This window comes from Hymenobacter segetis, assembly GCF_054776495.1.
This window is the reverse complement of record NZ_BAAHBV010000003.1, coordinates 675082-697630: the sequence shown is the minus strand read 5'-3', so window position 1 is coordinate 697630 and position 22549 is coordinate 675082. Positions and strand designations below refer to the sequence as shown.

17 protein-coding genes are annotated in these 22549 nt (G+C 60.7%); 13 read left to right on the top strand and 4 right to left on the bottom strand.

What is annotated here, in order from left to right; translation table 11 throughout:
- Positions 1–69 precede the first annotated feature (69 nt).
- On the top strand, positions 70–1668 hold the full coding sequence (locus ACYU70_RS19770) for a glycosyltransferase family 39 protein (RefSeq protein WP_342300742.1): 1599 nt from the start codon (positions 70–72) through the stop codon (positions 1666–1668).
- A gap of 255 nt (positions 1669–1923) precedes the next feature.
- Entirely contained in the window at positions 1924–2880 is a 957-nt protein-coding gene (locus tag ACYU70_RS19765; RefSeq protein ID WP_342300743.1) for a glycosyltransferase family 2 protein, read from the top strand.
- Between the two features lie 87 nt (positions 2881–2967).
- Here the strand turns inward: ACYU70_RS19765 and ACYU70_RS19760 are convergent, their stop codons facing one another.
- Positions 2968–4899: a hypothetical protein gene (locus ACYU70_RS19760; protein ID WP_342300745.1), complete on the bottom strand. Its 1932-nt coding sequence runs from the start codon at positions 4897–4899 to the stop codon at positions 2968–2970.
- A 297-nt stretch (positions 4900–5196) separates the two neighbouring features.
- Between ACYU70_RS19760 and ACYU70_RS19755 the strand changes: the two genes are divergently transcribed.
- The 3 genes from ACYU70_RS19755 (at position 5197) to ACYU70_RS19745 (ending at position 10120) form a co-directional block, all read left to right on the top strand.
- Positions 5197–6141 (top strand): glycosyltransferase family 2 protein, encoded by a 945-nt coding sequence (locus ACYU70_RS19755; protein ID WP_342300746.1) that lies wholly within the window; start codon positions 5197–5199, stop codon positions 6139–6141.
- A gap of 164 nt (positions 6142–6305) precedes the next feature.
- Complete coding sequence (locus ACYU70_RS19750; RefSeq protein ID WP_342300748.1) at positions 6306–8615, top strand: glycosyltransferase family protein; 2310 nt, start codon at positions 6306–6308, stop codon at positions 8613–8615.
- A gap of 62 nt (positions 8616–8677) precedes the next feature.
- Positions 8678–10120, top strand: coding sequence for an aldehyde dehydrogenase (locus ACYU70_RS19745; RefSeq protein ID WP_342300750.1), 1443 nt, complete (start codon positions 8678–8680; stop codon positions 10118–10120).
- Positions 10121–10190: 70 nt separating this feature from the next.
- On the opposite strand, the gene ACYU70_RS19740 is transcribed toward ACYU70_RS19745, so the two are convergent.
- On the bottom strand, positions 10191–10331 hold the full coding sequence (locus ACYU70_RS19740) for a hypothetical protein (protein WP_460616084.1): 141 nt from the start codon (positions 10329–10331) through the stop codon (positions 10191–10193).
- A gap of 277 nt (positions 10332–10608) precedes the next feature.
- On the opposite strand from ACYU70_RS19740, the gene ACYU70_RS19735 reads away from it, so the two are divergent.
- The 6 genes from ACYU70_RS19735 (at position 10609) to rfbA (ending at position 16860) form a co-directional block, all read left to right on the top strand.
- The gene (locus ACYU70_RS19735; RefSeq protein WP_342301261.1) at positions 10609–11241 is read left to right on the top strand and encodes an acyltransferase; all 633 of its coding nucleotides are present in this window, start codon (positions 10609–10611) and stop codon (positions 11239–11241) included.
- Between the two features lie 31 nt (positions 11242–11272).
- Complete coding sequence (locus ACYU70_RS19730) at positions 11273–12568, top strand: nucleotide sugar dehydrogenase (protein WP_342301259.1); 1296 nt, start codon at positions 11273–11275, stop codon at positions 12566–12568.
- A gap of 85 nt (positions 12569–12653) precedes the next feature.
- Positions 12654–13682: a UDP-glucose 4-epimerase GalE gene (galE, locus tag ACYU70_RS19725; RefSeq protein WP_342301258.1), complete on the top strand. Its 1029-nt coding sequence runs from the start codon at positions 12654–12656 to the stop codon at positions 13680–13682.
- Positions 13683–13725: 43 nt separating this feature from the next.
- Positions 13726–14781, top strand: a complete 1056-nt coding sequence (rfbB, locus tag ACYU70_RS19720; protein WP_342301257.1) for a dTDP-glucose 4,6-dehydratase — start codon at positions 13726–13728, stop codon at positions 14779–14781.
- A 106-nt stretch (positions 14782–14887) separates the two neighbouring features.
- The gene (locus ACYU70_RS19715) at positions 14888–15895 is read left to right on the top strand and encodes an SDR family oxidoreductase (protein WP_342301255.1); all 1008 of its coding nucleotides are present in this window, start codon (positions 14888–14890) and stop codon (positions 15893–15895) included.
- Between the two features lie 86 nt (positions 15896–15981).
- Positions 15982–16860, top strand: a complete 879-nt coding sequence (gene rfbA / locus ACYU70_RS19710; RefSeq protein ID WP_342301253.1) for a glucose-1-phosphate thymidylyltransferase RfbA — start codon at positions 15982–15984, stop codon at positions 16858–16860.
- 120 nt (positions 16861–16980) lie between these two features.
- Here the strand turns inward: rfbA and ACYU70_RS19705 are convergent, their stop codons facing one another.
- Entirely contained in the window at positions 16981–18639 is a 1659-nt protein-coding gene (locus tag ACYU70_RS19705; RefSeq protein ID WP_342301252.1) for an NAD(P)/FAD-dependent oxidoreductase, read from the bottom strand.
- Between the two features lie 15 nt (positions 18640–18654).
- The gene (locus ACYU70_RS19700) at positions 18655–20055 is read right to left on the bottom strand and encodes a sensor histidine kinase (protein WP_342301250.1); all 1401 of its coding nucleotides are present in this window, start codon (positions 20053–20055) and stop codon (positions 18655–18657) included.
- Between the two features lie 210 nt (positions 20056–20265).
- Here ACYU70_RS19700 and ACYU70_RS19695 point away from each other — a divergent pair, with 210 nt between their 5' ends.
- The gene (locus tag ACYU70_RS19695; protein ID WP_342301249.1) at positions 20266–20874 is read left to right on the top strand and encodes a hypothetical protein; all 609 of its coding nucleotides are present in this window, start codon (positions 20266–20268) and stop codon (positions 20872–20874) included.
- An 87-nt stretch (positions 20875–20961) separates the two neighbouring features.
- Positions 20962–22359 carry a DNA repair protein RadA gene (gene radA, locus ACYU70_RS19690; RefSeq protein WP_342301247.1) on the top strand — a complete coding sequence of 466 codons (1398 nt, stop codon included), beginning with the start codon at positions 20962–20964 and terminating at the stop codon, positions 22357–22359.
- The last annotated feature ends 190 nt before the right edge of the window (positions 22360–22549 follow it).

Sequence of the window (22549 nt, the reverse complement as noted above, 5' to 3'; positions counted from 1 at the left end):
AATGCGCCGTAACCAGCGGGCTCTATCAAAAATATTTTTGGCTAACCAGCCGGGCCACCACGACCACGCATGAAAAGAGCTGATTTCCTTTATATCCTGCTGGTGGTGCTGGTGCTGGCCATTGGCACGCTGGTGCGCGTGAGCCACTACCCGCACATTCCGCCAGGCTTCAACCAGGACGAGGCAGCCAGCGCCTACGAGTCGCTGTCATTGGCCGAAACCGGCATGGATAAGTGGGGCAATGTGTTGCCCGCCTACTTCCCGGGCTGGGGCAGCGGGCAAAACGTACTGCTGGCCTACCTCTCGGTGCCGGTTATCAAGCTCTTCGGAATGAATGTGTTCACAGCCCGGCTGGTGCCGCTGGCGCTGGGCCTGCTGGCGCTGCCGCTGCTGTTTTTCTGTCTGCGGCCCCTCGGGCGGTATGCTGCGCTACTGGCCACTTTCCTGCTGGCGGTGGTGCCGTGGCACTTCATGCTCTCGCGCTGGGCCTTGGAAAGCAACCTCGTGCCCTTCTTCATGCTGCTGGGCTGCACCACGGTGTCGCGGGCCTTCATCACCGGGCGGCGGCGCTGGATTATTCCCTCCCTGATTCCGTTTGGGCTGTGCCTGTACGCCTACGGCACCACCGTTTTGGTGCTGCCGGGGCTGCTGGGCATCATCGCGGTGCTGGGCTTTGCGCAAATCCGGGCGCGGTGGCAAAGCTGGCTCCTGGCGCTGGGCCTACTGGGCGTGGTGGCCGCGCCATTCGCGCTGTTTTTTATTGAGAATTACGTGGTGCAGCGCAATCTTGACTGGACCGATGTGCTCTTTTTCAGCACGCCCCTGCTGCCCTCCACGCGCATGAGCCAGGTGGCTGGCGGCAGCTGGCTGGATACGGCGCAGCTAAACATGGATTTTCTCCTGAATGGGTTCGACGACGGCACGAGCTACAACGTGCTGCCCGGCATCAAGCCCTTGTTCGATTTCGTGGTGCCGCTGGCCGTCATCGGCCTGCTGCTGGGCCTCTGGAAGCTGGTGCAGCGCCGGGGCCAGGCATTTGCTTCGCCCCAGGGCATTGTGGTGGCCATTTTTGCGGCGTGGGCTGTGGCTTCACTCAGCCTGTTCTTCTCTTTTGGGCTGAATGTGAACCGCTTTAACCATGCCTATCTGCCGTGCATCGTGCTGGCGGCGTGGGCTGTAGCCACCATCACCAGCCGCATCCGGCCGGTGGTGCTGATGCAGGCCAGCCGCTGGGGCGCGGTAGCGGTGGTGGCCGTAGCCGGCGGCCTGGCCATCAACGACTACTTCACCTCCTACCGGGATAGCCGGATAATAACGGACTTCAACGACGGGCTGGGCGATGCTTTCAAGGCCGCCGAAAACCTCTGGGGTGTTGAGCAGGTCCGCATCACGCCCAGCATGCCGCTGCCTTACGTGTACACGCTGTTTTACCTGAACTACCCGCCGGCGCAGTTTCAGCGCGAAGCCAAGGTGACGGTAGAAAACGGGAATTACAGCGTCAAGCGCTTTGGCAAGTACGTCTTTGCCGATGAAGAGCTCAACCAAAGCCAGTCCTACGGCTACCTGGCGCGCCGGAATGAACAACCGGAAGTGGCCGGCCGCAAGCGCCTCGTCCTGTTCACCAACGATACCTGGGAAGTGGGCCTGATGAACGTAGTGGCGAAGTAGCTTTTGTTGAGGCGGCCCAATCTACGGGCCATGCGCCTACTCTCTAATAGCCAACTAACTTTGCTGCGAGTAGCCGGGGCTCAACTCCTGCTAAACAGGCCTGCTGAACCCGTTTGACCAGCGTAGTTGATGCCCGTTTGGGCCGATGCGCCGCTATTCTCAACCTCCGTACTCCTCCGCTGCAATGGGTAGCCGGAGCTGTTTCAAAACGTATTACCTGACTGATTCCCTTTCTTTTACTCTTTCCCAACCTGCGTGGAGCTGTCCGTCATAATTCCCATCTACAACGAGGAGTCCAACATCGATGAGCTGTACCGCCGCCTGCTGAGCGTGCTGGAACCCATGGCCCTGCCCGGCGGCTTCGAGCTGATTTTCATCAACGACGGCTCGCGCGACCAGTCTTTGCCCATGCTGCTGAACCTGGCCGCGCGCGACGAGCGGGTGCGCTACATCGACTTCAGCCGCAATTTCGGCCACCAGATTGCCGTGACGGCCGGCCTGGACCGGGCCGGCGGCGAGGCCGTGGTCATCATCGATGCCGACTTGCAAGACCCCCCCGAGCTCATTCCGGTGCTGTATCAGAAGATGCACGAGGGCTTTGAAGTGGTGTACGCCAAGCGCCGCTCGCGGCAGGGCGACAGCGTGGCCAAGAAGCTCACGGCACGCCTGTTTTACCGGCTGCTGGCCAGCATCACCAGCATTTCCATTCCCGTCGACACCGGCGATTTCCGCATCATCTCGCGCAAAGTGGTGGAGGGCCTGCGCCTGATGCCGGAGCAGAACAAGTTCATCCGGGGCCAGATTTCCTGGATTGGCTACCGCCAAACCTACATCGAGTACGACCGCGCCGAGCGGGCCGGCGGCGAAACGGGCTACACCTACCGCAAAATGATACGCTTGGCCCTGGACGGCATCACCGCCTTCTCCGACGTGCCCCTCAAGGCCGCTACTATTGGCGGGTTCATCGTGTCAGGTATTGCCTTTTTGGTGATGCTCTACACGCTCTATTCGCGGTTTGTCTCGCACGACTACCAGCCCGGCTGGCCGTCGCTGATGATTAGCATTCTCTTTCTGGGCGGGGTGCAGCTCATTGCCATTGGCATCATCGGTGAGTACATGGCCCGCCTCTCGGCCAACGTGCGCCAGCGGCCCCTGTACCTGATTTCGGCCACCAACCTGGCCATGCCCGCCAGCGCCTCGCAGAATCGGTAGCAGTCAGACAACGGAATAAAAAAGGCCGTCATGCTCAGCATGGCGGCCTATTTTCGCTATGGTTGCAACTGCAACGGCCCGCTAGGGCTATTTCTGGGCCGGGGTACCTTTGGGGTACCACTCGTAGAGCGACCAGCTGCCCTGGTGCCGCAGGCGGCGCATGTGCTGCTCCTGCGGGAAGGTGGGCATGCGGTTGAAGCGCGCCAGCATTTCGGGGCGGTCCTTCAGCATGTCGCGGTAGTAGTTGTTGCGGCCGTCGAAATAGGCCGTGTCCAGGAACACTAGAATCGGGCGCTGGTCCAGCCGCGAAAGCAGCGCCTGCGAAGGCCCGCCAGGCTCAAACGGGGAGAGCAGCGCCTCGGCATCGGAGGTGATGGCGCGCGTGGCCTTGTGGGCCATCAGCGGCAGCCCCGATACCATGGAGAGCTGATAGGTGGTGTTGCAGTGCGGGTCGTCGGGGTCGATGTTCAGGTTGGGCCGGTCCTGAAATTCGGTGCCTACGTGGTAGAACGGCAGGGGCAGAATGGCCTGGTAGCGGCCGGGCTCGGGCCAACCCATTAGCTGGCGGGCCGCGTCGGTATCGGCCGTGTTGGTAAGCAGGTTGCTGCGCTGCGTGTCAGTGTGGTAAAAGTGGGCAGCATTTAGGGTATCCACCACCAGCAGGATGCAGAGCACGGCCAGCGCCCAGCGCAGGCCCGCCAGCCGCTGCCATCGCTGCGCATACCAGCTGAAGCCCAGCACCACGGCCCACCAGAACGGCCAGATGAACCGCCCCAGCGCCCGGAACTGAGTGATGCGCTCGGTCACCTTATGAACCCAGAGAAACACGTTGAGGTAGTTGTGCACCACGTATTGCCCGTTGTCGAGGTCAATGTTTTCGCCGAGGGCGGCCAGTGCAAAGGGCAGGCTGGCCAGCAGCAGCAGCTTCAGGAAGTGGTAGTGGTCGTCGGTTTCGGGGCGGGGCAGGCGGGCACCGGCCGGCAAGCGCTTGATGAGCACCAGAACAGCCACCAGCAGCAGTCCGTAGAGCACGAAGCTGGTGAGGTACGCCGACGACTCGTAGGGAATATAAGCGGTGCGCTCTAGCGGAAAACGCACTTTGTTATAGATATAGCCCCGGAACAAAGCCCCGAACTGGAATTTCCACTCTATCCAGTCGTAGCCGCCGCTGCCCACCGGCCGCTCCTTATAGCGCGCATCCAGCCATTGCAGCAGGCCCCAGGTGAAAATGGCCGAGCCCAGCAGTGTAGCGCCCGTGCCCACCACCAGCGGCACCCAAGCCCGCCGCGTGCGCCAGCCTTCCACCAGCAGCCCCAGCACAAAAAAGGCCAGCGTACCGGCTATCAGCGGCAGGTAGTAAAAGTGCAGCCACGAGGTGAGCACAATGCTCACGAATAGCAGCGCAAAGTGCCGGGCCAGCGGCTGGTCGGCGCGCCAGGCGGCGTACAGGCGCTGCAAGCCCCACACCATAAACAGGATGGCCGGCGTGTAGGCCAGGCTCATGTGGCCCACCTGGAGGCGGTAGGTTTGCGGCCCCAGCCACGGCAAGGCCACGCTCAGCAGTACTGTGAGCCAGGCCGACATGCCCAGCCGCCGCAGAATGAGCACCAGCAGCCCGGTGCTGACGACAAGGCTGGAGAGGATAAATAAGTCGTAGAGATACAGGCCATAAGGGGCCAGCGCGGGCACGGCCTGCACCAGCGCGTGCAGCGGGGCCACCACCAGCGGGGTGCTGTCGGTGTAGTACATATACTCCCCAAAAGGGTAGTTGTGGCCGTGCAGCAGCATGCCGCTGCCCATGGGCTGCCGCAGAAACGAGGCCACCGAAAAGTAGCTTTTGATGCCGTCGTAGTGGTCTACTATCAGGTATTGCCCGGGGTGGAAGAGCAGGGCAGAGAAGGTGTAGGCGAGCAGCAGCGTTTGCAGCAGCAAGGCCAGTAGGCCAACTTTCCATCGTGAAAAGGACGCGGTGCTCAGCAAACCGGACTTGGGCTGGGCACTTTCAACTTGAACGGGCATGGGCAGGAAATCAGACGCGGAAGAAACAGCCTGCAAGTTAGGGCCGCCGCGTTTGCGGAAGGCGGCTAAACACACCCGCCCGATTCATTTTCTGCTAAGGCATGGGTGACGAGACCTTCACGGTCCAATTAAGAGGGGTTCCGCTGGCCGCTTTCCACTATTCGGCCTGTGGCTGTCGCCGGCCCCGGCAAAGGCTTTGACGGGATATGTGTTGTAGCTTTGAGAAGCCGCGCGCCCCCCCTGATTCCATTTTAAAGTACGTTTTTGGCCTGTTGTGATTGCGCCGGCATCCTGCACTTGAAAATTTCTATCGTTATCCCTGCCTACAACGAAGAGGAAAACTTGCCCGAAGTAGCGGCCCGGGTGAAAGAACACCTCGGCACCCGCTACGAGCGGGAACTGATATTCGTCGACGACGGCTCGCGCGACGACACGCAGCGGGTGCTGCGCGAGTTGCGGGCACAAGACCCCGAAATTCATTACGTGCTGCTGTCGCGTAACTTCGGCCACCAGAGCGCCCTGCGCGCCGGCATCGACTACGCCACCGGCGACTGCATTATTTCCTTGGATGCGGATTTGCAGCATCCGCCGTATCTGATTCCCGTGCTGCTGGGGCACTGGCTGGCCGGGTTCGACATCGTATACACCCAGCGGCGGGAAGACAAAAAACTGCCCTGGTTCAAGCGCCGGGCCTCGGCGGCCTTTTATGGGCTGATGAACAAGCTGTCGAGCGTGGATTTTGAGCCGGGCACGGCCGACTACCGCCTCATCGACCGCCGGGTGGCCGACGTGGTGCGCAGCAGCCCCGACGTGGAGCTGTTCCTGCGCGGGTTCATTCACTGGGTGGGGTTTCGCCAGAAACGGGTGGAGTACACGCCCGAGCCGCGCTTCCGCGGCACCACCAAGTACACCCTGCGCAAGATGGTGAAGCTGGCATTGAGCGGCATTACTTCTTTTAGTGTCAGGCCGTTGCACTTTGCCACGCTGGCCGGAGCGGCAGTATCTTCGCTGGCCTTTCTTTATGGGTTTTATGCGCTTTACATCCTGATATTCACCAACCGGGCCGTGCCTGGCTGGGCGTCGGTGCTGATTAGCGTGCTCTTCATCGGTGGCATTCAGCTGCTGGTGCTGGGCATCATGGGCGAGTATTTGGGCCGGCTATTTGTGCAGTCGAAACAGCGCCCGCCCTACTTGGTGCGCGAAACCGATGCCGACCTGGTGCCGCCGCGCTCAATGCCGTAGTCGCCGGGGCGATGTAATTTTCAGGTTTTAAGTAGTTGTAGCGTTTGGTTAGGCAGTCTTTCCGCTGCCCTTTGCGGAAAGCAACCCCTCGGGTTGCTGTATCCTGATTTAGTATGATGAGATTTTTTCAGAATTTATGGCGGCGGCACCCGGAGCGCATTACAGTGGCCGTTCTGTTGCTGGTGCATTTGGTACTGCTGTTTGCCCGGGTGGGCGAGATACTGCTGCACCCCGGCCAATACTTATTCGTGCCGGGGGGCGACGGCCTCAAAACATACTTTTCCATCGTGTACTACGTGCTCTACGACCACGGGCTGCAGTTCACGGGCATGCACTACCCTTACGGCGAACAATTCATCTACACCGATGGCTTTCCGCTGCTGGCGTGGGCGCTAAAGGCTTGGCAGGCCGTGTTTGGCATCAGCCCGGCGGGCATTGTGGCCTCCCTCAACCTGGCGGTGCTGCTGTCCTCGCTGCCGGCTACGCCGCTGGTGTATGCGCTGCTGCGCCGCAGTGGCGTGGGCCGGTGGTTTGGCGCGCTCGTCACGCTCACCATTGTATTTCTGTCGCCGCAGTTCCACCGCATTGGCGGGCATCTTACCCTGGCGCTGCCCTTCGTGGTGCCCCTGCTGTGGTACCTGCAGGTGCGGCTCACCGAGGCTGGCACTACTCGGGCCCGGGCCCGGTGGATGGGCTGGTACACGCTCACGACCGTGCTGCTGGCGCTTATTCACCCTTACTACCTGTTGCATGCTTTGCTGCTGCCCTTCGCCACGGCAGTGGTGATGGCGCTGCAACAGCTGCGCCGTGAAAAAACCTGGTGGCAGCTGCCCGCGTGGCTGGTGGCCGCCGGCTTGACCCCGCTGGTCATTTTCCGGGTTATCACCCTGCTGCTGGACCCCATCACCGACCGCCCCGTCAACCCCTACGGCCTGCTGGCCTACCATGCCAACGCCGCCAGCGTCTTTGGCCCCGTAGTGGAGCCGTTTTCCAAAGTATTCCAATACGTTTTTCATACCGAAGACCCCATTTACGAAGGGTGGGCGTACGTGGGACTGCCCGTGGTCATCGCCCTAGTCATTGCCGTGCTGCGGATGGTGGGCTACCTCTGGCGTCGGCGGCCGGGCCTCATTGGCCGGCCGGTGCTGCCCCGCACCTTGCGCGCCACGGTGTGGGCCGTGGTGCCCATCCTGTTGTTTTCCATGGCGTGGCCGTTCATTTTCGCCCCTTTTGCCCATTTGCTTGATTTGATGCCCGCTATCAAGCAGTTCCGCGCGTTGGGCCGCTTTGCCTGGCTGTTTTACTACGTAATTGCCGTGTGGGCCGCGCTGCAATACTGGCAGCTATACCGCCTGCTGCGCATGCACCGGCTGGCCAAGTTCGGCCTCACCATGCTGGGCGCGGTGCTGCTGGTGTGGGGCGTTGAGGCCAAGTATCAGATAGAGGCGATAACCAGCCCCGCCATAAAAAACGAAATAGCCAGCGGCTTCCTGGGCGAAAATGAGGGCTACAGCAATGCCTTGGCCAGTGTGGGATATTATTCGTCGCGCTACCAGGCTATTTTGCCATTGCCCTATTTTTCGCTGGGCTCCGAGAAGTTCGGCATCGAGCCCACGTTTACCAGCAGCGTCGAGAGCTTCCGGGCGGCGCTCCATTTGCACCTGCCGCTGGCCGCTACCATGATGTCGCGCACCAGCATCGAGCAAACCTTGCGCCTGCTGGAGCTCTTCTCGTCCGACCTCACGCCCAAAAGCCTGCCCGCCACGTTCCCCGACCAGCGGCCCCTACTCATAGTGGCTTCCTCCGTCGATTCCCTGCGGCCGGCTGAGAAGGCGTTGCTCCGCCGGGGTGCCCGCCTGCTCACTACGTATGAAAAAGTAAAGCTCTATGAGTTGCCCCTGAGTGCGTTTGCCACCGTCCGGCCGCAGCAAGAAGCAGAATGGTTTGCCGCCCACGAGGGCCAGCTGGTGAAAGATGGCCCGCTGTGGCGCACCCAGCCCGGGGCCGGCATCGTGTGGCAAACATTTGGTGGTGAGCAAGCCCGCGGTGAAATCAGCTTTACGCGGCCAGGGGCGGCACACTCTCAGAAAGACCTACTGTCGGTATTCGAGGGCACCTTGCCGAATGCCGTCGCTACCGATACGGCTACGTACGAGCTGAGCATCTGGGCGTATGCCAAAACCACTGATTGGCTGCCAGCCTTCACTTACCAGCAGTTTGGACCCGATGGGCAGCCCGTTGAGCAGGTAAACGAATCCCTGAACCATAGCACAGAAATCAGTGGCAACTGGGCGCGCTATTCGACCATTATTCACCTGCGCAACCCGGCCAATAAAATCGCCGTGCAAATCTATGGTGACGACATGATTGTGGATGACTTGTTGATTCGGCCACGTAGTACCAATGTTTACTGGTTCGATACCCAAGGAAAGCTGGTATTCAACGGTTTCCCGCTGCATTTGCCGCCGCATTAGGCCCAGCCGATTTTTGCGTCTATCCCGCTTTTTCCAGGTTACAGACCAGTTCATTTGCTCTTATGCTGCGCATTCAAAACTACCTGAACGGAGCACTGGTGCCGCCGCAGGCCGGCCGCTACCTCGATAACGTGGACCCCGCTACCGGCCAGGTATACGGCCAGATTCCCGACTCCGGTCCCGAAGACGTGGCCGCCGCCGTGGCCGCTGCCGAAGCCGCCCTACCCGCCTGGCGCGCCCTGCCCGCCGAAGACCGGGGCCGCCTCTTGGTAAAAATCGCCGACCTCATCGACGCCAACCTTGACCGCCTGGCCCGCGCCGAAAGCCAGGACAACGGCAAGCCCCTTACTCTGGCCCGCGCCATGGACATCCCCCGCGCGGCCTCCAACTTCCACTTTTTCGGCACCGCCGCCGGCCACTTCGCCACCGAAGCCCACGTGCAGGACGGCGTGGCCGTGAACTACACCGTGCGCCACCCCGTGGGCGTGGTAGGCTGCATCTCGCCCTGGAACCTGCCGCTCTACCTCTTCACCTGGAAAATTGCCCCGGCCCTGGCCGTGGGCTGCTGCGTGGTGGCCAAGCCCTCAGAAATTACCCCGGCCACCGCTTTTTTGCTGAGCGAACTGTGCATCGAAGCTGGCCTGCCGGCGGGCGTGCTCAACATCATCCACGGCAATGGGCCGAACTGCGGGCAGGCCATCGTGGAGCATCCGGGCATCAAGGCCATCAGCTTCACGGGCGGCACGGCCACCGGGCGGCACCTAGCCCGCACGGCCGCGCCCATGTTCAAAAAGCTCAGCCTAGAGCTGGGTGGCAAAAACCCGAACATCATCTTCGCCGATTGCGACCTGGCCGCCGCCGTAGCCACCAGCATCCGCAGCAGCTTCGCCAACCAGGGCCAGATTTGCCTGTGCGGCTCCCGTATCTTCATCGAGCGCCCGATTTACGAGGCCTTCAAAACCGAGTTTCTCAAGCAACTCAAGGACCAGAAAATCGGCGACCCGCTCGAACCCGATACCAAACAAGGCGCGCTGGTGAGCGAAGCACATTTGAACAAAGTGCTGGCCTACATCAAGCTGGCCCACGAAGAAGGCGGCAAGCTCCTAGCTGGCGGCCACCGCGCCACCGTGCCCGGCCGTTGTGCCGAGGGTTATTTCCTGGAGCCTACCGTATTCGAAAACCTGCCCTTCGACTGCCGCACCAACCAGGAGGAAATATTCGGCCCGGTCGTCACCCTCACGCCCTTCGACACTGATGAGGAGGCTCTGATGATGGCCAATAGCACCGACTACGGCCTCTCCGCCACCCTCTGGACCCGGGATTTGCAGCGCGCCCACCGCATAGCCCACCAGCTGCACAGCGGCATCGTCTGGATAAACACCTGGCTGCACCGCGACCTACGCACGCCCTTCGGCGGCATGAAAAACTCCGGTGTCGGCCGCGAAGGCGGGCTGGAGGCGCTGCGGTTTTTTACCGAGGCGCAGAATGTGTGCGTGAAGCTTTAGAACGTTACTCCCGCGTACACCTCGGCCAGCGGCACCTGGCAGGCGATGCTGCTCAAATCCAGCACGGCGCTCAGGTCGCGGAGCGGCCCAGGTGGTCCAGCGTGTGCAACTCGGCGTGAATGGCCTGGGCATCCAGCGCCAGGTATTGGCGCTGCCGCTCATGATTTGCAGGCGCTGGTCGCTGCCCACTACCGAGCAGCCTTTGCCGCATAGCTGGCTGTAAAGTTCGCCGGTCAGGTTCGCGCAAATCAGGTTGTGCGCGTAGACGGCCTCGGCCATGGCGCGAATTTCACCCTGGAAATATTCGTGCTAGAATTCCGCCTCGCGCTCCAGGCGCAGGTATTCTTCGGGCGAAACGTAGCTGGCAGGTTCAGTTTGGTCAGCAAGCGAAGCCATAATGCAAGCACAATAAGGGAATTACCCAAAAGTACGAAGCCAACCCCGCCCTTCTCCTTACCTTTGCGGGCTAAACCGCCCGCCTGCCCCGAATGCCCCACACCACCCCCGATTATTACGCCCATCCCACGGCCATCCTCGACGAGGGGTGCCAGATAGGCCGGGGTAGCCGCATCTGGCACTTTAGCCACGTTTGCGCCGGGGCCGATATCGGCGAAGACTGCAACCTGGGCCAGAATGTGTTTGTGGCCGACGGCGTGACGCTGGGCCGCAACGTGAAGGTGCAGAACAACGTGAGCCTTTACGGCGGCGTCATCTGCGAAGACGACGTATTCCTCGGGCCTTCCGTGGTGTTCACCAACGTGAAAAACCCGCGTAGCGCCGTGCCCCGCAAAGGCCCCGGCCAGTACCAGACCACTTATTTAGAACAGGGCGTCACCATCGGGGCCAACGCCACCATCGTATGCGGCACGCGGCTGGGCCGCTACGCCTTCGTGGGCGCGGGCAGCGTGGTCACGCACGACGTTCCGGCCTATGCCCTCGTATACGGCACGCCCGCCCGCCCGCAGGGCTGGATGAGCGCCTATGGCCACCGCCTCGATTTCGACCCGCAAGGCCGCGCCACCTGCCCCGAAAGCGCCGAAAAATATGAACTGAGTCCCGACGGCCGTACGGTTCGGCCACTGGGACGCACTACCAATAAGTTGCCGAAAATCAGCAACTAACCGTGAAAATTAGCAACTGAACATTACGCTCGTGTACGACCAACTATTGCGCAAAGAGGCCACCCTGGCCGTCATCGGCCTCGGCTACGTAGGCCTTCCCATTGCCCTCGAATTTGCCAAGCAGCTCAAGGTGATTGGCTTCGACATCAACGCCGGCCGCGTGGCCCAGATGAAAGAAGGCATCGACCCTAGCGGCGAGCTCGAAAAGAAGGACTTTGAAGGCTGCGACATCACCTTCACCGATTCGCTGGAGGTGCTGCGCCAGGCGCAATTCTACATCGTGGCCGTGCCCACGCCCATTGACGAGCATGCCCAGCCCGACCTCAAGCCGCTGCTTGGAGCCTCGGGTTCAGTAGGAAAAGTACTGAAAAAGGGCGACTACGTGGTGTTTGAAAGCACCGTGTACCCCGGTTGCACCGAGGAAGACTGCATTCCGGTGATGGAGCGCCTTTCGGGCCTGAAATTCCCGACCGATTTCAAGGTGGGCTACTCGCCCGAGCGCATCAACCCCGGCGATAAGGAGCATACCCTCACGAGCATCGTGAAAGTAGTGGCTGGCTGCGACGATGAGAGCCTCGACACCATTGCCAAAGTCTACGAGCTGGTGGTGAAGGCCGGCGTGCACCGCGCCAGCAGCATCCGCGTGGCCGAGGCTGCCAAAATCATCGAAAACACCCAGCGCGATGTCAACATCGCCCTGATGAACGAGCTGTCGATGATTTTCGACCGCATGAACATCAACACCTACGAGGTGCTGGAAGCCGCCGGCACCAAGTGGAACTTCCTCAAGTTTTCGCCCGGTCTGGTGGGTGGTCACTGCATTGGTGTTGACCCTTACTATCTGACCTACAAGGCTAAAGAGCTGGGCTACGACGCCAAAGTTATTCTCTCGGGCCGCACCACCAACGACAACATGGGAGCCTACATCGCCCGCAAAACGGTGCAGATGATGATTAAAAAAGGCAAGGATGTGGCCAAAAGCCGCGTGCTGGTGATGGGCGCTACCTTCAAGGAGAACGTGGAGGACATCCGCAACTCGAAGGTGGCCGATGTGATTCAGGAGCTGAAAAACTTCTCGGTGAACGTCGACATCGTGGACCCACACGCCGACTCCAACGAGCTACACCACGAGTACGGTTTCCGCCTGACGCACAACGATGATGTGCGCACCGACTACGATGCCGTGATTGTGGCCGTGAGCCACACGCCTTACGCCACCAAAGACGAGGCCTACTTCCAGTCCATTACTTCTGACAACGCCGTGCTGGTCGATATCAAAGGCCTGTACCGCGGCAAGATGAAGGAGCTGCAATACTGGAGCCTGTAGCGGTAAATGAGAGAGCGAGCAAACGAGTAATTGACCTGCTTGCTCAGCCTCACCCATTTACTCACTTACTCATTTACTCACTTACATGAATAAGATTCTAGTCACCGGCGGCGCCGGCTACATTGGTTCGCACACGGTTGTTGAGCTGAAAAATGCTGGTTATCAGCCTATCATCGTGGATAATTTCAGCAATTCGCAGGAATCGGCGCTGGAGGGCATCGAGTCAATTCTGGGCGCGAAAGTGCCGGTGTACCGCATCGACTGCGGCGATGAAGCAGCCCTGCGCGGCGTATTTGAAGCCGAGAAGGATATCAAAGGAGTCATTCACTTCGCCGCTTTCAAAGCGGTGGGCGAATCGGTAGCCAAGCCGTTGGCTTACTTCCAGAACAACGTGGGCTCGCTGCTGACTTTGCTGGCTGTGATGCCCGATTTTGGGGTTGAAAACCTGGTGTTTTCGTCGTCGTGCACCGTATATGGCATTCCCGATGCCCTGCCCGTGACGGAAGCCACGCCCACCAAGCCGGCCTCGTCGCCCTATGGCCGCACCAAGCAGATGTGCGAAGAAATCGTGCATGATGTTTCGGCCGCCCCGACCAATAAGCTGCATACCATTCTGCTGCGCTACTTCAACCCGATTGGGGCGCACGAGTCGGCCAAAATCGGCGAATTGCCCCTGGGCGTGCCCAACAACCTGGTGCCATTTATTACGCAAACGGCGGCTGGAATCCGCGAAAAGCTGACCATCTACGGCAACGATTACGACACGCCTGACGGGACCAACGTGCGCGACTACATTCATGTGGTAGACTTGGCCAAGGCGCACATCGTGGCCGTGCAGCGCCTGCTGGACCGCAAAGCCAGCGACGCTGTTGAAACGTTTAACGTGGGTACCGGCCGTGGCAATTCGGTGCTGGAAGTGGTGCATGCCTTCGAGCAGGCCAGTGGCCAGAAGCTGAATTACAGCATCGGCCCGCGCCGCCCCGGCGATGTGCCGGCCATTTATGCCGATGCCACCAAGGCCGCGGAAGTACTGGGCTTCAAAACCGAAACTTCCCTGGCCGACTCGCTGGCCAGCTCCTGGAAGTGGCAGCAAACATTGGCTAATAAAAAGTAACTAAAACGTCAGGCTGCGTGCAGCGTGGCAAACGATTAAAACTATGAAAATCCTCATCACTGGCGGTGCCGGTTTCATTGGCTCTCACGTCGTTCGGCTCTTCGTTACGAAGTACCCCGAGCACCAGATTCTCAACCTTGACGCACTGACCTACGCCGGCAACCTGGAGAACCTGCGCGATATTGAGAATGCTTCGAACTACAAGTTCATCAAGGGCGACATCGCCGACCAGAACTTTATCGACCAGCTATTTGCCAACGAGGAGCCCGATGCCGTGATTCACCTCGCAGCCGAGTCGCACGTGGACCGCAGCATCACCGACCCGATGGCTTTCGTGAAAACCAACGTCATCGGCACGGTAAATCTGCTGAACGCGGCCCGCCACCTGTGGCAGCCCGGCGGCTACGACGGCCACGTGTTCTACCACGTGAGCACCGATGAAGTGTACGGCTCGCTGGACTTCGGCCCCGAGATGTTTACGGAGGAAACGGCTTACGACCCCCGCTCGCCTTACTCGGCCTCGAAAGCCAGCTCCGACCACTTTGTGCGTGCTTGGCACCACACGTATGGTATGCCCATCAAGCTGAGCAACTGCTCGAACAACTACGGCCCCAACCACTTCCCCGAGAAGCTCATTCCGCTGGCCATTCACCGCCTGCGCACCGGCCAGCCGGTGCCCGTGTATGGAAAAGGCGAAAACGTGCGCGACTGGCTGTTTGTTAAAGACCACGCCACAGCCATCGACGCGGTGTTCCACAAGGGCAAAAACGGCGATACCTACAACATCGGCGGCGTGAACGAGTGGCAGAACCTCAAGCTCATCGAGTTGCTCTGCGACGTGGTGGACGAGAAAACCGGCCAAGCGCAGGGCACCTCGCGCAAGCTCATCAAGTTTGTGACCGACCGCGCCGGCCACGACATGCGCTACGCCATCGACTCCAGCAAAATCATGAACGAGCTGGGCTGGAAGCCCTCCGTGACCTTCGAGCAGGGCTTGGCTCAGACCGTGGACTGGTACCTCGCCAACGAAGAGTGGCTCAACAGCGTAACGAGCGGCGCATACCAGGACTACAATCAGAAGCAGTACGCGGGGCGCTAGGTTTTAATTATGAATTATGAATTATGAGTTATGAATTGGCCATCCCAAAGCGGCTGGCGGTTCTGATAACTCATAATTCATAATTCAAAACTCATAATTCAATATCGTGTACGAAAACCCCTTTCACGAGCAGCCGCTCGATAATCTGACCTTTCTCGTTACCGGCGGCGCGGGCTTCATCGGCTCCAACATCGTGGAGTATCTGCTGAAGTACGGCGTGAAAAAAGTGCGGACGCTGGACAACTATTCCAATGGCTTCCGCAAGAACCTGGCGCTGTTTTCGGGCGATTCCCGCCTGGAAATCATTGAGGGCGACATCCGCGACGCGGCTACCTGCGCCGCCGCCTGCGAAGGCGTGGACGTAGTGCTGCACGAAGCCGCCCTCGGCTCGGTGCCGCGCTCCATCAAAGACCCGGTGCTGACGAATGACGTGAACGTGGGCGGCTTCGTGCAGATGCTGACCGCTGCCAAGGACGCGGGCGTGAAGCGTTTTGTGTACGCCGCTTCGTCCTCAACTTATGGCGACCACCCTGGCCTGCCCAAGGTGGAAGACCGCATTGGCAAGCCGCTTTCGCCTTACGCCGTGACGAAGTATGCCAACGAGCTGTATGCCGATGTGTTTGCCAAAACCTACGGTATGGAAATCATTGGCTTGCGCTATTTCAACATCTTCGGCCCCCGCCAGGACCCAGGCGGAGCTTACGCGGCCGTAATTCCGCTGTTCATCGACGCTATTCTGCAAAACACGCCCCCCACGCTGAATGGCGACGGCGGCCAGACCCGCGACTTCACCTTTGTGGAGAACTGCGTGGAAGCCAATATCCGCGCCGCTTTGGTGACGAACCCCGAGGCCCTGGGCCAAGTGTATAACATCGCCGTGGGCGACCGCACTTCGCTGGTGCAGATGTACGACATCCTGCGTGAGGAAGCGGGCTCGGACCTGGCTCCCACGTTTGGGCCGGACCGCGCCGGGGATATCCGCGATTCCTTGGCCGATATCTCGAAGGCCAACCGCCTACTGGGCTACCAGCCGCAGGTACGCATCCGTGAGGGCTTGAAGAAGACACTGGATTGGTTCAAGGCCAACCAAGCGTTTATTGCCGAACGTAATTAAGTTGTAGCCTGGACTCTGCGAGTCCGGGCGTTAGTCCAGATTCTCCAACGCCCGGACTCGCAGAGTCCAGGCTACAATTCTCACCCATGAAAGGAATTATCCTCGCCGGCGGCTCCGGCACCCGCCTGCACCCGCTCACGCTGGCCGTATCGAAGCAGCTCATGCCCGTATACGACAAGCCGATGATTTACTATCCGCTGTCGATTCTGCTGTCGGCGGGCATTCGGGAAGTGCTGATTATCACCACGCCCCACGACCAGGAGCAGTTCAAGAAGCTGCTCGGTGACGGCAAAAGCCTGGGCTGCGATTTCCAGTACGTGGTGCAGGAAGTGCCCAACGGCTTGGCTCAGGCCTTCGTGCTGGGGGCTGATTTTATCGGTACTGATAGTGTGGCACTGGTGCTCGGCGACAATATTTTCTACGGCGCCGGCCTGGAAGAGCTGCTGAAATCGAACAATGACCCGAAGGGTGGCGTGGTGTTCGCCTATCACGTGCACGACCCCGAGCGCTACGGCGTAGTGGAATTCGATGCCGATAAGAAAGCCCTCAGCATCGAGGAAAAGCCAACCAAGCCCAAGAGCAACTACGCTGTGCCCGGCCTGTATTTCTACGACAACGACGTGGTGGAAATTGCCAAAAATCTGGAAATTAGCCCGCGCGGCGAGTACGAGATTACCGACGTGAACAAGGAATACTTACGGCGCGGCACGCTGAAAGTGGGTATCCTCGGCCGGGGCACGGCCTGGCTCGATACCGGCACGTTCGAAAGCCTGATGCAGGCCGGCGAGTTCGTGAAAGTGATTGAGCAGCGCCAGGGCCTGAAAGTAGGCTCAATTGAAGAAGTCGCTTACCGTCAGGGTTTTATTGATGCCGACCAGCTCCGCGCCATTGCTGCGCCGCTGCGCAAAAGCGGCTACGGCGATTACCTGATGAATCTGCCCGACCAGTTGATGCTGGAAGCTTAAGCCACTGGTCATTGCGAGTGAAGCGCAACGGAGCCCTCACAAGCAACCAATTTTATAAGATGCAAAAAGCCCCGAAGCCATATGGTTTCGGGGCTTTTTGCATCTTAAGGTCAGGACGTATTACTCGTCCAGATACTGGTGCACGAACTTGATGGCCATGCTGCCCTCGCCCACGGCCGAGGCCACGCGGGCCATAGCCCCGGCGCGGCTGTCGCCGGCCGCGAAGATGCCTGGCACACAGGTTTCCAGTAGATAAGGCTCCCGGTCTTTTTTCCACACTTCGGCGTAGCGCGGGTCGGTTACAAGGTCGCGGCCGGTGAGGAGGAAGCCTTTGCCGTCGCACAGCACCTGGTCGCATATCCACTCGGTGCTGGGTTTGGCCCCTATGAAGACGAAGAGGGCGCGCGCGGGCCGCTTTTCGACGGTGCCGTTCACGTCCACCATCACGGCTTCGAGGTGGTCTTGGCCGCATACTTCCTTTATTTGGGAATGCGGCAGTAGCTCGATGTTGGGCGTAGTGCGAATCTGCTCAATGAGATAGGCTGACATGCTGGCGGCCAAATCGGCTCCGCGAATAACGATGAATACTTTGCGGGCGTAGGTGGCCAGGTACATGGCCGCCTGCCCGGCCGAGTTGCCGCCGCCCACGATGTACACGTCCTGCTCGTCGCAACTGCGGGCTTCGGTGCGGGCCGCGCCGTAGTACACGCCCGCGCCACTCAGGCGCTCCATGCCCGGCACATCGAGGGTGCGGTAGCTCACGCCGGTGGTGAGGACCACGGCTTTGGTGTTTATTTCGCGGCCGTCGCTCAGGGTCAGGACTTTGTAGCCGTCCTGAATGCAGAGGTCGGCCACCTCCTGCGGGGCCAGGAACTCAGCCCCGAGGCGCACGGCTTGCGTCCAGGCGCGGAAGGCCAGCTCGGCCCCACTCAGGCCGGTGGGGAAGCCCAGGTAATTTTCGATGCGGGAGCTGGTGCCGGCCTGCCCGCCGGGCGTCTGGCGCTCGATGATGAGGGTTTTGAGGCCTTCGCTGGCCCCGTACACGGCGGCGGCCAGCCCGGAAGGCCCGGCGCCAACTACCACCACGTCGTACATGGCCTGCAGGGGCTGGTTGGCAATGTTGAGGTGTTCGGCTAGGGCGGCTTTGGTGGGGTTGGCTACGGCCTTGCCATCGGCGCAGATAATCAGCGGCAAGTCGGCGGTGGTGAAGCCTCGCGCTTTCACCAGCTCTTGGGCTTCGGGGTTGGTTTCGTAGTCGAGCCACTGGTAGCCCACCATGTAGCCGCTCAGGAAATCCTTAAGCTCGTGCGAGAGCGGCGACCATTGAAAACCAATGAGCCGGATGCCGCCAAACTTGGGCTTATGCGTGACCTGCCACGCCGTGAGCAAATCGTGCAGAATCGGATAAAGCAGGTTTTCGGGCGGGTCCCAGGGCTTCATCAGGTAATGGTCAAGTCGGGCCGAATTGATGGCGCGCACAGCGGCCTCGGTGTCGGCGTAGGCCGTGAGCAGCACGCGCTTGGCATCCGGAAAAAACTCGCGCGAGGCCGTAAGCAGCTCCACGCCTTCCAGCTCGGGCATGCGCTGGTCGGCCACGATGAGGGCCAGCGGCTCCTCCTTTTCGTGCAGCTCCTTGATGGTCGTGAGTGCCTCAGGGCCGGAATTCACGCGCAGAATGCGGTAGTCCTCGCTGAACTCCTGGCGCAGGTCGCGGGCAATGGCGGCCAGTACCTGCGGGTCGTCATCAACGGCGAGGATGATGGGTTTTTTGTCGGGCATGATGATTGGGCTGAATTAATTAGCAACCGGCAGCCAGGCACAGAATTCAGTGCGGCCGGGTTCCGAGTGGACTTCCAGCCGCCCATCGTGCTGCCGGATAATCTGCTGCGCGATATCGAGGCCCAGCCCGGAGCCGTCGCCGGCCTGCTTGGTGGTGAAGAAGGGCTCGAAGATGTGCGGCAGCACGTCGGCCGGGATGCCGGTGCCGTTGTCAATCAAAAATACGCGCACGAAGCCGCCTTCCCGCTGGGTGCGCAGGGTAATTTCGCCGCCCTGCGCAGGTAGCGCGTCAATAGCGTTATCAAGCAGGTTGGTCCACACCTGGTTGAGGCTGCTCACCTGCCCGCGAATGGGCGGCAGGCTGAGCGCGAAATCGCGAACCACCCGCACGTTCTTCTGCCGCAGCTGGAAGCCCAGCATGTTGAGCGTGCTTTCCAGTCCAACGGTCACATCCAGCGACTCGAAGCCGCTGGCGCGGTCCATGTGCGAGTAGGTTTTTACATCGGCCACCAACTTGCTGATGCGGCCGCCGGCTTCCTGCACATCGTGCACCAGCTGCATGGTGGTGAGCTGGCCTTCAAGCCAGGCAAAAGCGGCCGGGCGGGCGGCGGGCGGCAGCAAGTCGGCCACGGTGGCTAGGGCGTCGGGCGTCACGCCGGCTTCGAGTAGGGCGGGGGCGAGGTGGTAACCGTTGGGCACAGCGTGGGCGGCGAGCCAGTCGGCCAGCTCGTCTTCGCGGTCGGCGCGGGCCAGGGCGCTTTGCGGGGGCTGGGCCTCGGCGCTGGGCACGGCCAGGGCAGTGAGGGCCCGCATGGCTTCGGGCGAGGGGCAGTGGCTCACCAGCTCCACAAACAGCGCGGGCTTGGCCCCCACGCGGTTGGCCAGGGCCTGGGCGGCGCGGGCAATGGCGGCAGCGGGGTTGTTCAACTCGTGGGCCAGGCCGGCCGAGAGCTTGCCCAAGGCGCGCAGCTTGTCGTCGCGCTCCTGAAACCGCACTTGGTCGCGGCTGCGGTCATTCATGATGCCGACGAGGCGTTGCACCAGCTCTGGGCTGGCCTGTTCCAAGGCCGGAAAATGCTCGCGGTGCAGCAGAAACAGCAAGGTTTCGCCGGTGGCGGTGCCTTGGTTTTTTACTTCGCGCAGCCGGGAATAGGGCAGCACGCCCGATACCTGGCCAGTCTCGACGCGGAATATCGGCGTGTGCGGCCCGCCCTGCCCGGCGTAGAACTGGATGCCGCCGCGCAGCACGGCCATCATAAAATCGGCGGGCGAGCCGGCTTCGATGATGACTTCATTGGGCGCGTAGGCGCGAGCCTCGCCGTGGGCCAGCAGCCAAGCCAGGGTATCGGCGGGCAGGCCGGCGAAGGCAGTGATGGGGGAGAGGTCGGCGGGGTTGAGAGTAGCAGAAATAGCCATGTTTGCATAACCCCGGGCGGGGCAGAAAGTTGATGCGGGTTAGCGCAGGCGCGAGCGTACTTTCGCCCATTCCTTAAGTGGTAGCCGCGCTGTATGTGGGCTTTAGAACAAGCAATTTCAATGACAGAACTTCTGCAAAAACTCTCGCGGCTATTTACTGTCGGGTTACTGGCCGGCAGCTTAGCACCAACTGCCCACGCCCAACAACCGGTGCGTAAAGCCACCCGCGTCGACTCGCTCCGCGCCGCCCGCAATGCACCTATTACGTACTCGCCGGTGGTCTTTACGATGGTCAGTGGCAAGCAGGTGCGCGGCTACGTAACTAGCTACGACCTGTTCATGCACGACAAGGTTGAGTGCTACGAGCAGCCGCCCAACCAACTGCCGCCCCCGCGCGTGAAGGAGATGGCCGTGGAGCGCATTCAAACCATGACCGTGGAAGGCCACACCCTGGACGCCCTCACCAAAAACGGCAAGCCCCTGGGCATGCTGGCCGAAAACATGACGCCGGGCGGCAGCACCAAAACCTACGGCTACTCCATCACTAAAGCCAACATGTACATCCCCATTCCGCTGATTGTTCCGGTATTCATCCCGGTGGGCTCGCACGATAAATACTTCTGGTACGTGCAGCCGGCCGGCGGCATTATTGAGGAAGTGCCGCGCTCCGGCAAAGCCTTCGCCACCCTGATGGCCACCGCCTTTGCCGACTACCCCGAACTGGCCGCCCGCGTCCGGCAGCAGGCCCCCGATGCCGGCTATAAGAACATGCCACAGCTGGTGCAGGAATACAAAGCGCATTTTGCCACGGGCAAATAGCCCCGCGCAAACCCATCAGTAAAGCAACTTTTCCGGGCAAATAGGCCTTATTCCTATTCCCCATTAGCCCCCCGAAATCTACCCCCTATGGCCAAAGCCAGAACCGTCTATTTCTGCCAGTCCTGTGGCGCTCAATCTTCGAAATGGATAGGCCGCTGCCCCGTGTGCGGCGAGTGGAACACCTACGTTGAAGAAGTCATCCAGAAGGAAACCGTGGCCACCACCACCGGCCAGTGGAAGCCCGCTAGCACCGTGCCCGGCGGCAACCTCACCAAAGCCGCCAAGTCCGTCCCGCTCGGTGACATCCTGGCCGAAGACGAGCCCCGCATCATCACCCCCGACGGCGAGCTGAACCGCGTGCTCGGCGGCGGCATCGTGCCGGGCTCCATCATCCTCATCGGCGGTGAGCCGGGCATCGGCAAAAGCACGCTTATGCTCCAGATTGCCCTCAGCCTGCGCAAAATGAAGGTGCTCTACGTGAGCGGCGAAGAGAGCGAAGCCCAGATAAAAATGCGGGCCGAGCGCATGGCCGACGGCCAGCACCCCGGCTGCTACATCCTCACGGAGACCAATACCCAGAACATCTTCCGCCAGATTGATCAGGTGCAGCCCAACATTCTAGTCATCGACTCCATCCAGACCATGCACTCCACGCTGGTGGAAAGCGGCGCGGGTAGCGTGAGCCAGGTGCGCGAGTGCACTGCCGAGTTCCTGAAATTCGCCAAGGAAACCAGCACGCCGGTCATGCTCATCGGCCACATCACGAAGGACGGCAGCATCGCCGGCCCCAAAATCCTGGAGCACATGGTGGACACGGTCCTTCAGTTTGAGGGTGACCGGCACATGAGCTACCGCATCCTGCGCACCACCAAAAACCGTTTCGGCAGTACTTCAGAATTAGGGATTTATGAGATGCAGGGCGATGGCCTGCGCCAGGTGAGCAATCCGTCGGAAATCCTGCTTTCGCAGCGCGGCGAGAGCCTGAGCGGCATGGCTATCGGGGCCACGCTGGAGGGCAACCGCCCGCTGCTGGTGGAAGTGCAGGCCCTGGTATCGCCCACGTCCTACGGCACGCCGCAGCGTAGCAGCACCGGCTTCGATGCCAAGCGCCTGCAAATGCTGCTGGCCGTGCTGGAAAAGCGCGCCGGCCTGCGCTTGGGCCAGCACGACGTGTTCCTGAACATCGCCGGCGGCCTGCGCTTGGATGACCCAGCGCTGGATATGGCCGTGTGCGCCGCCGTGGTTTCCTCGCTCAACGACCTGCCCATTCCCGGCAACGTGTGCCTGGCGGCCGAAGTAGGACTGAGCGGCGAAATCCGCGCCGTGAGCCGCCTCGACCAGCGCCTGGCCGAAGCCGAAAAGCTGGGTTTTCAGGAAATGTACGTTTCTCAGTTTAACGGCAAAGGATTGGACTTAGCCCGATTTGGCTTGAAAGTACACGCCGTGAGCCGGCTCGATGAAGTGCTGAACGGCTTATTCGGGTAAGGAAAAGCAGCTTGATTATCAGCCGATGGTCGCAAGGGTTTGCGGTGGGCCGGGCATACCTCACCAGGCCAGCCGCAAAAGGCCGGAATTTTGATTTGGATTTTATAAACGAAAAAGCCTTATCTTCGGATTGCTGATAGGCTTTTACCGCGAATGGCCTGATAAATGCCGTCAGTTCTATCCATTGTCC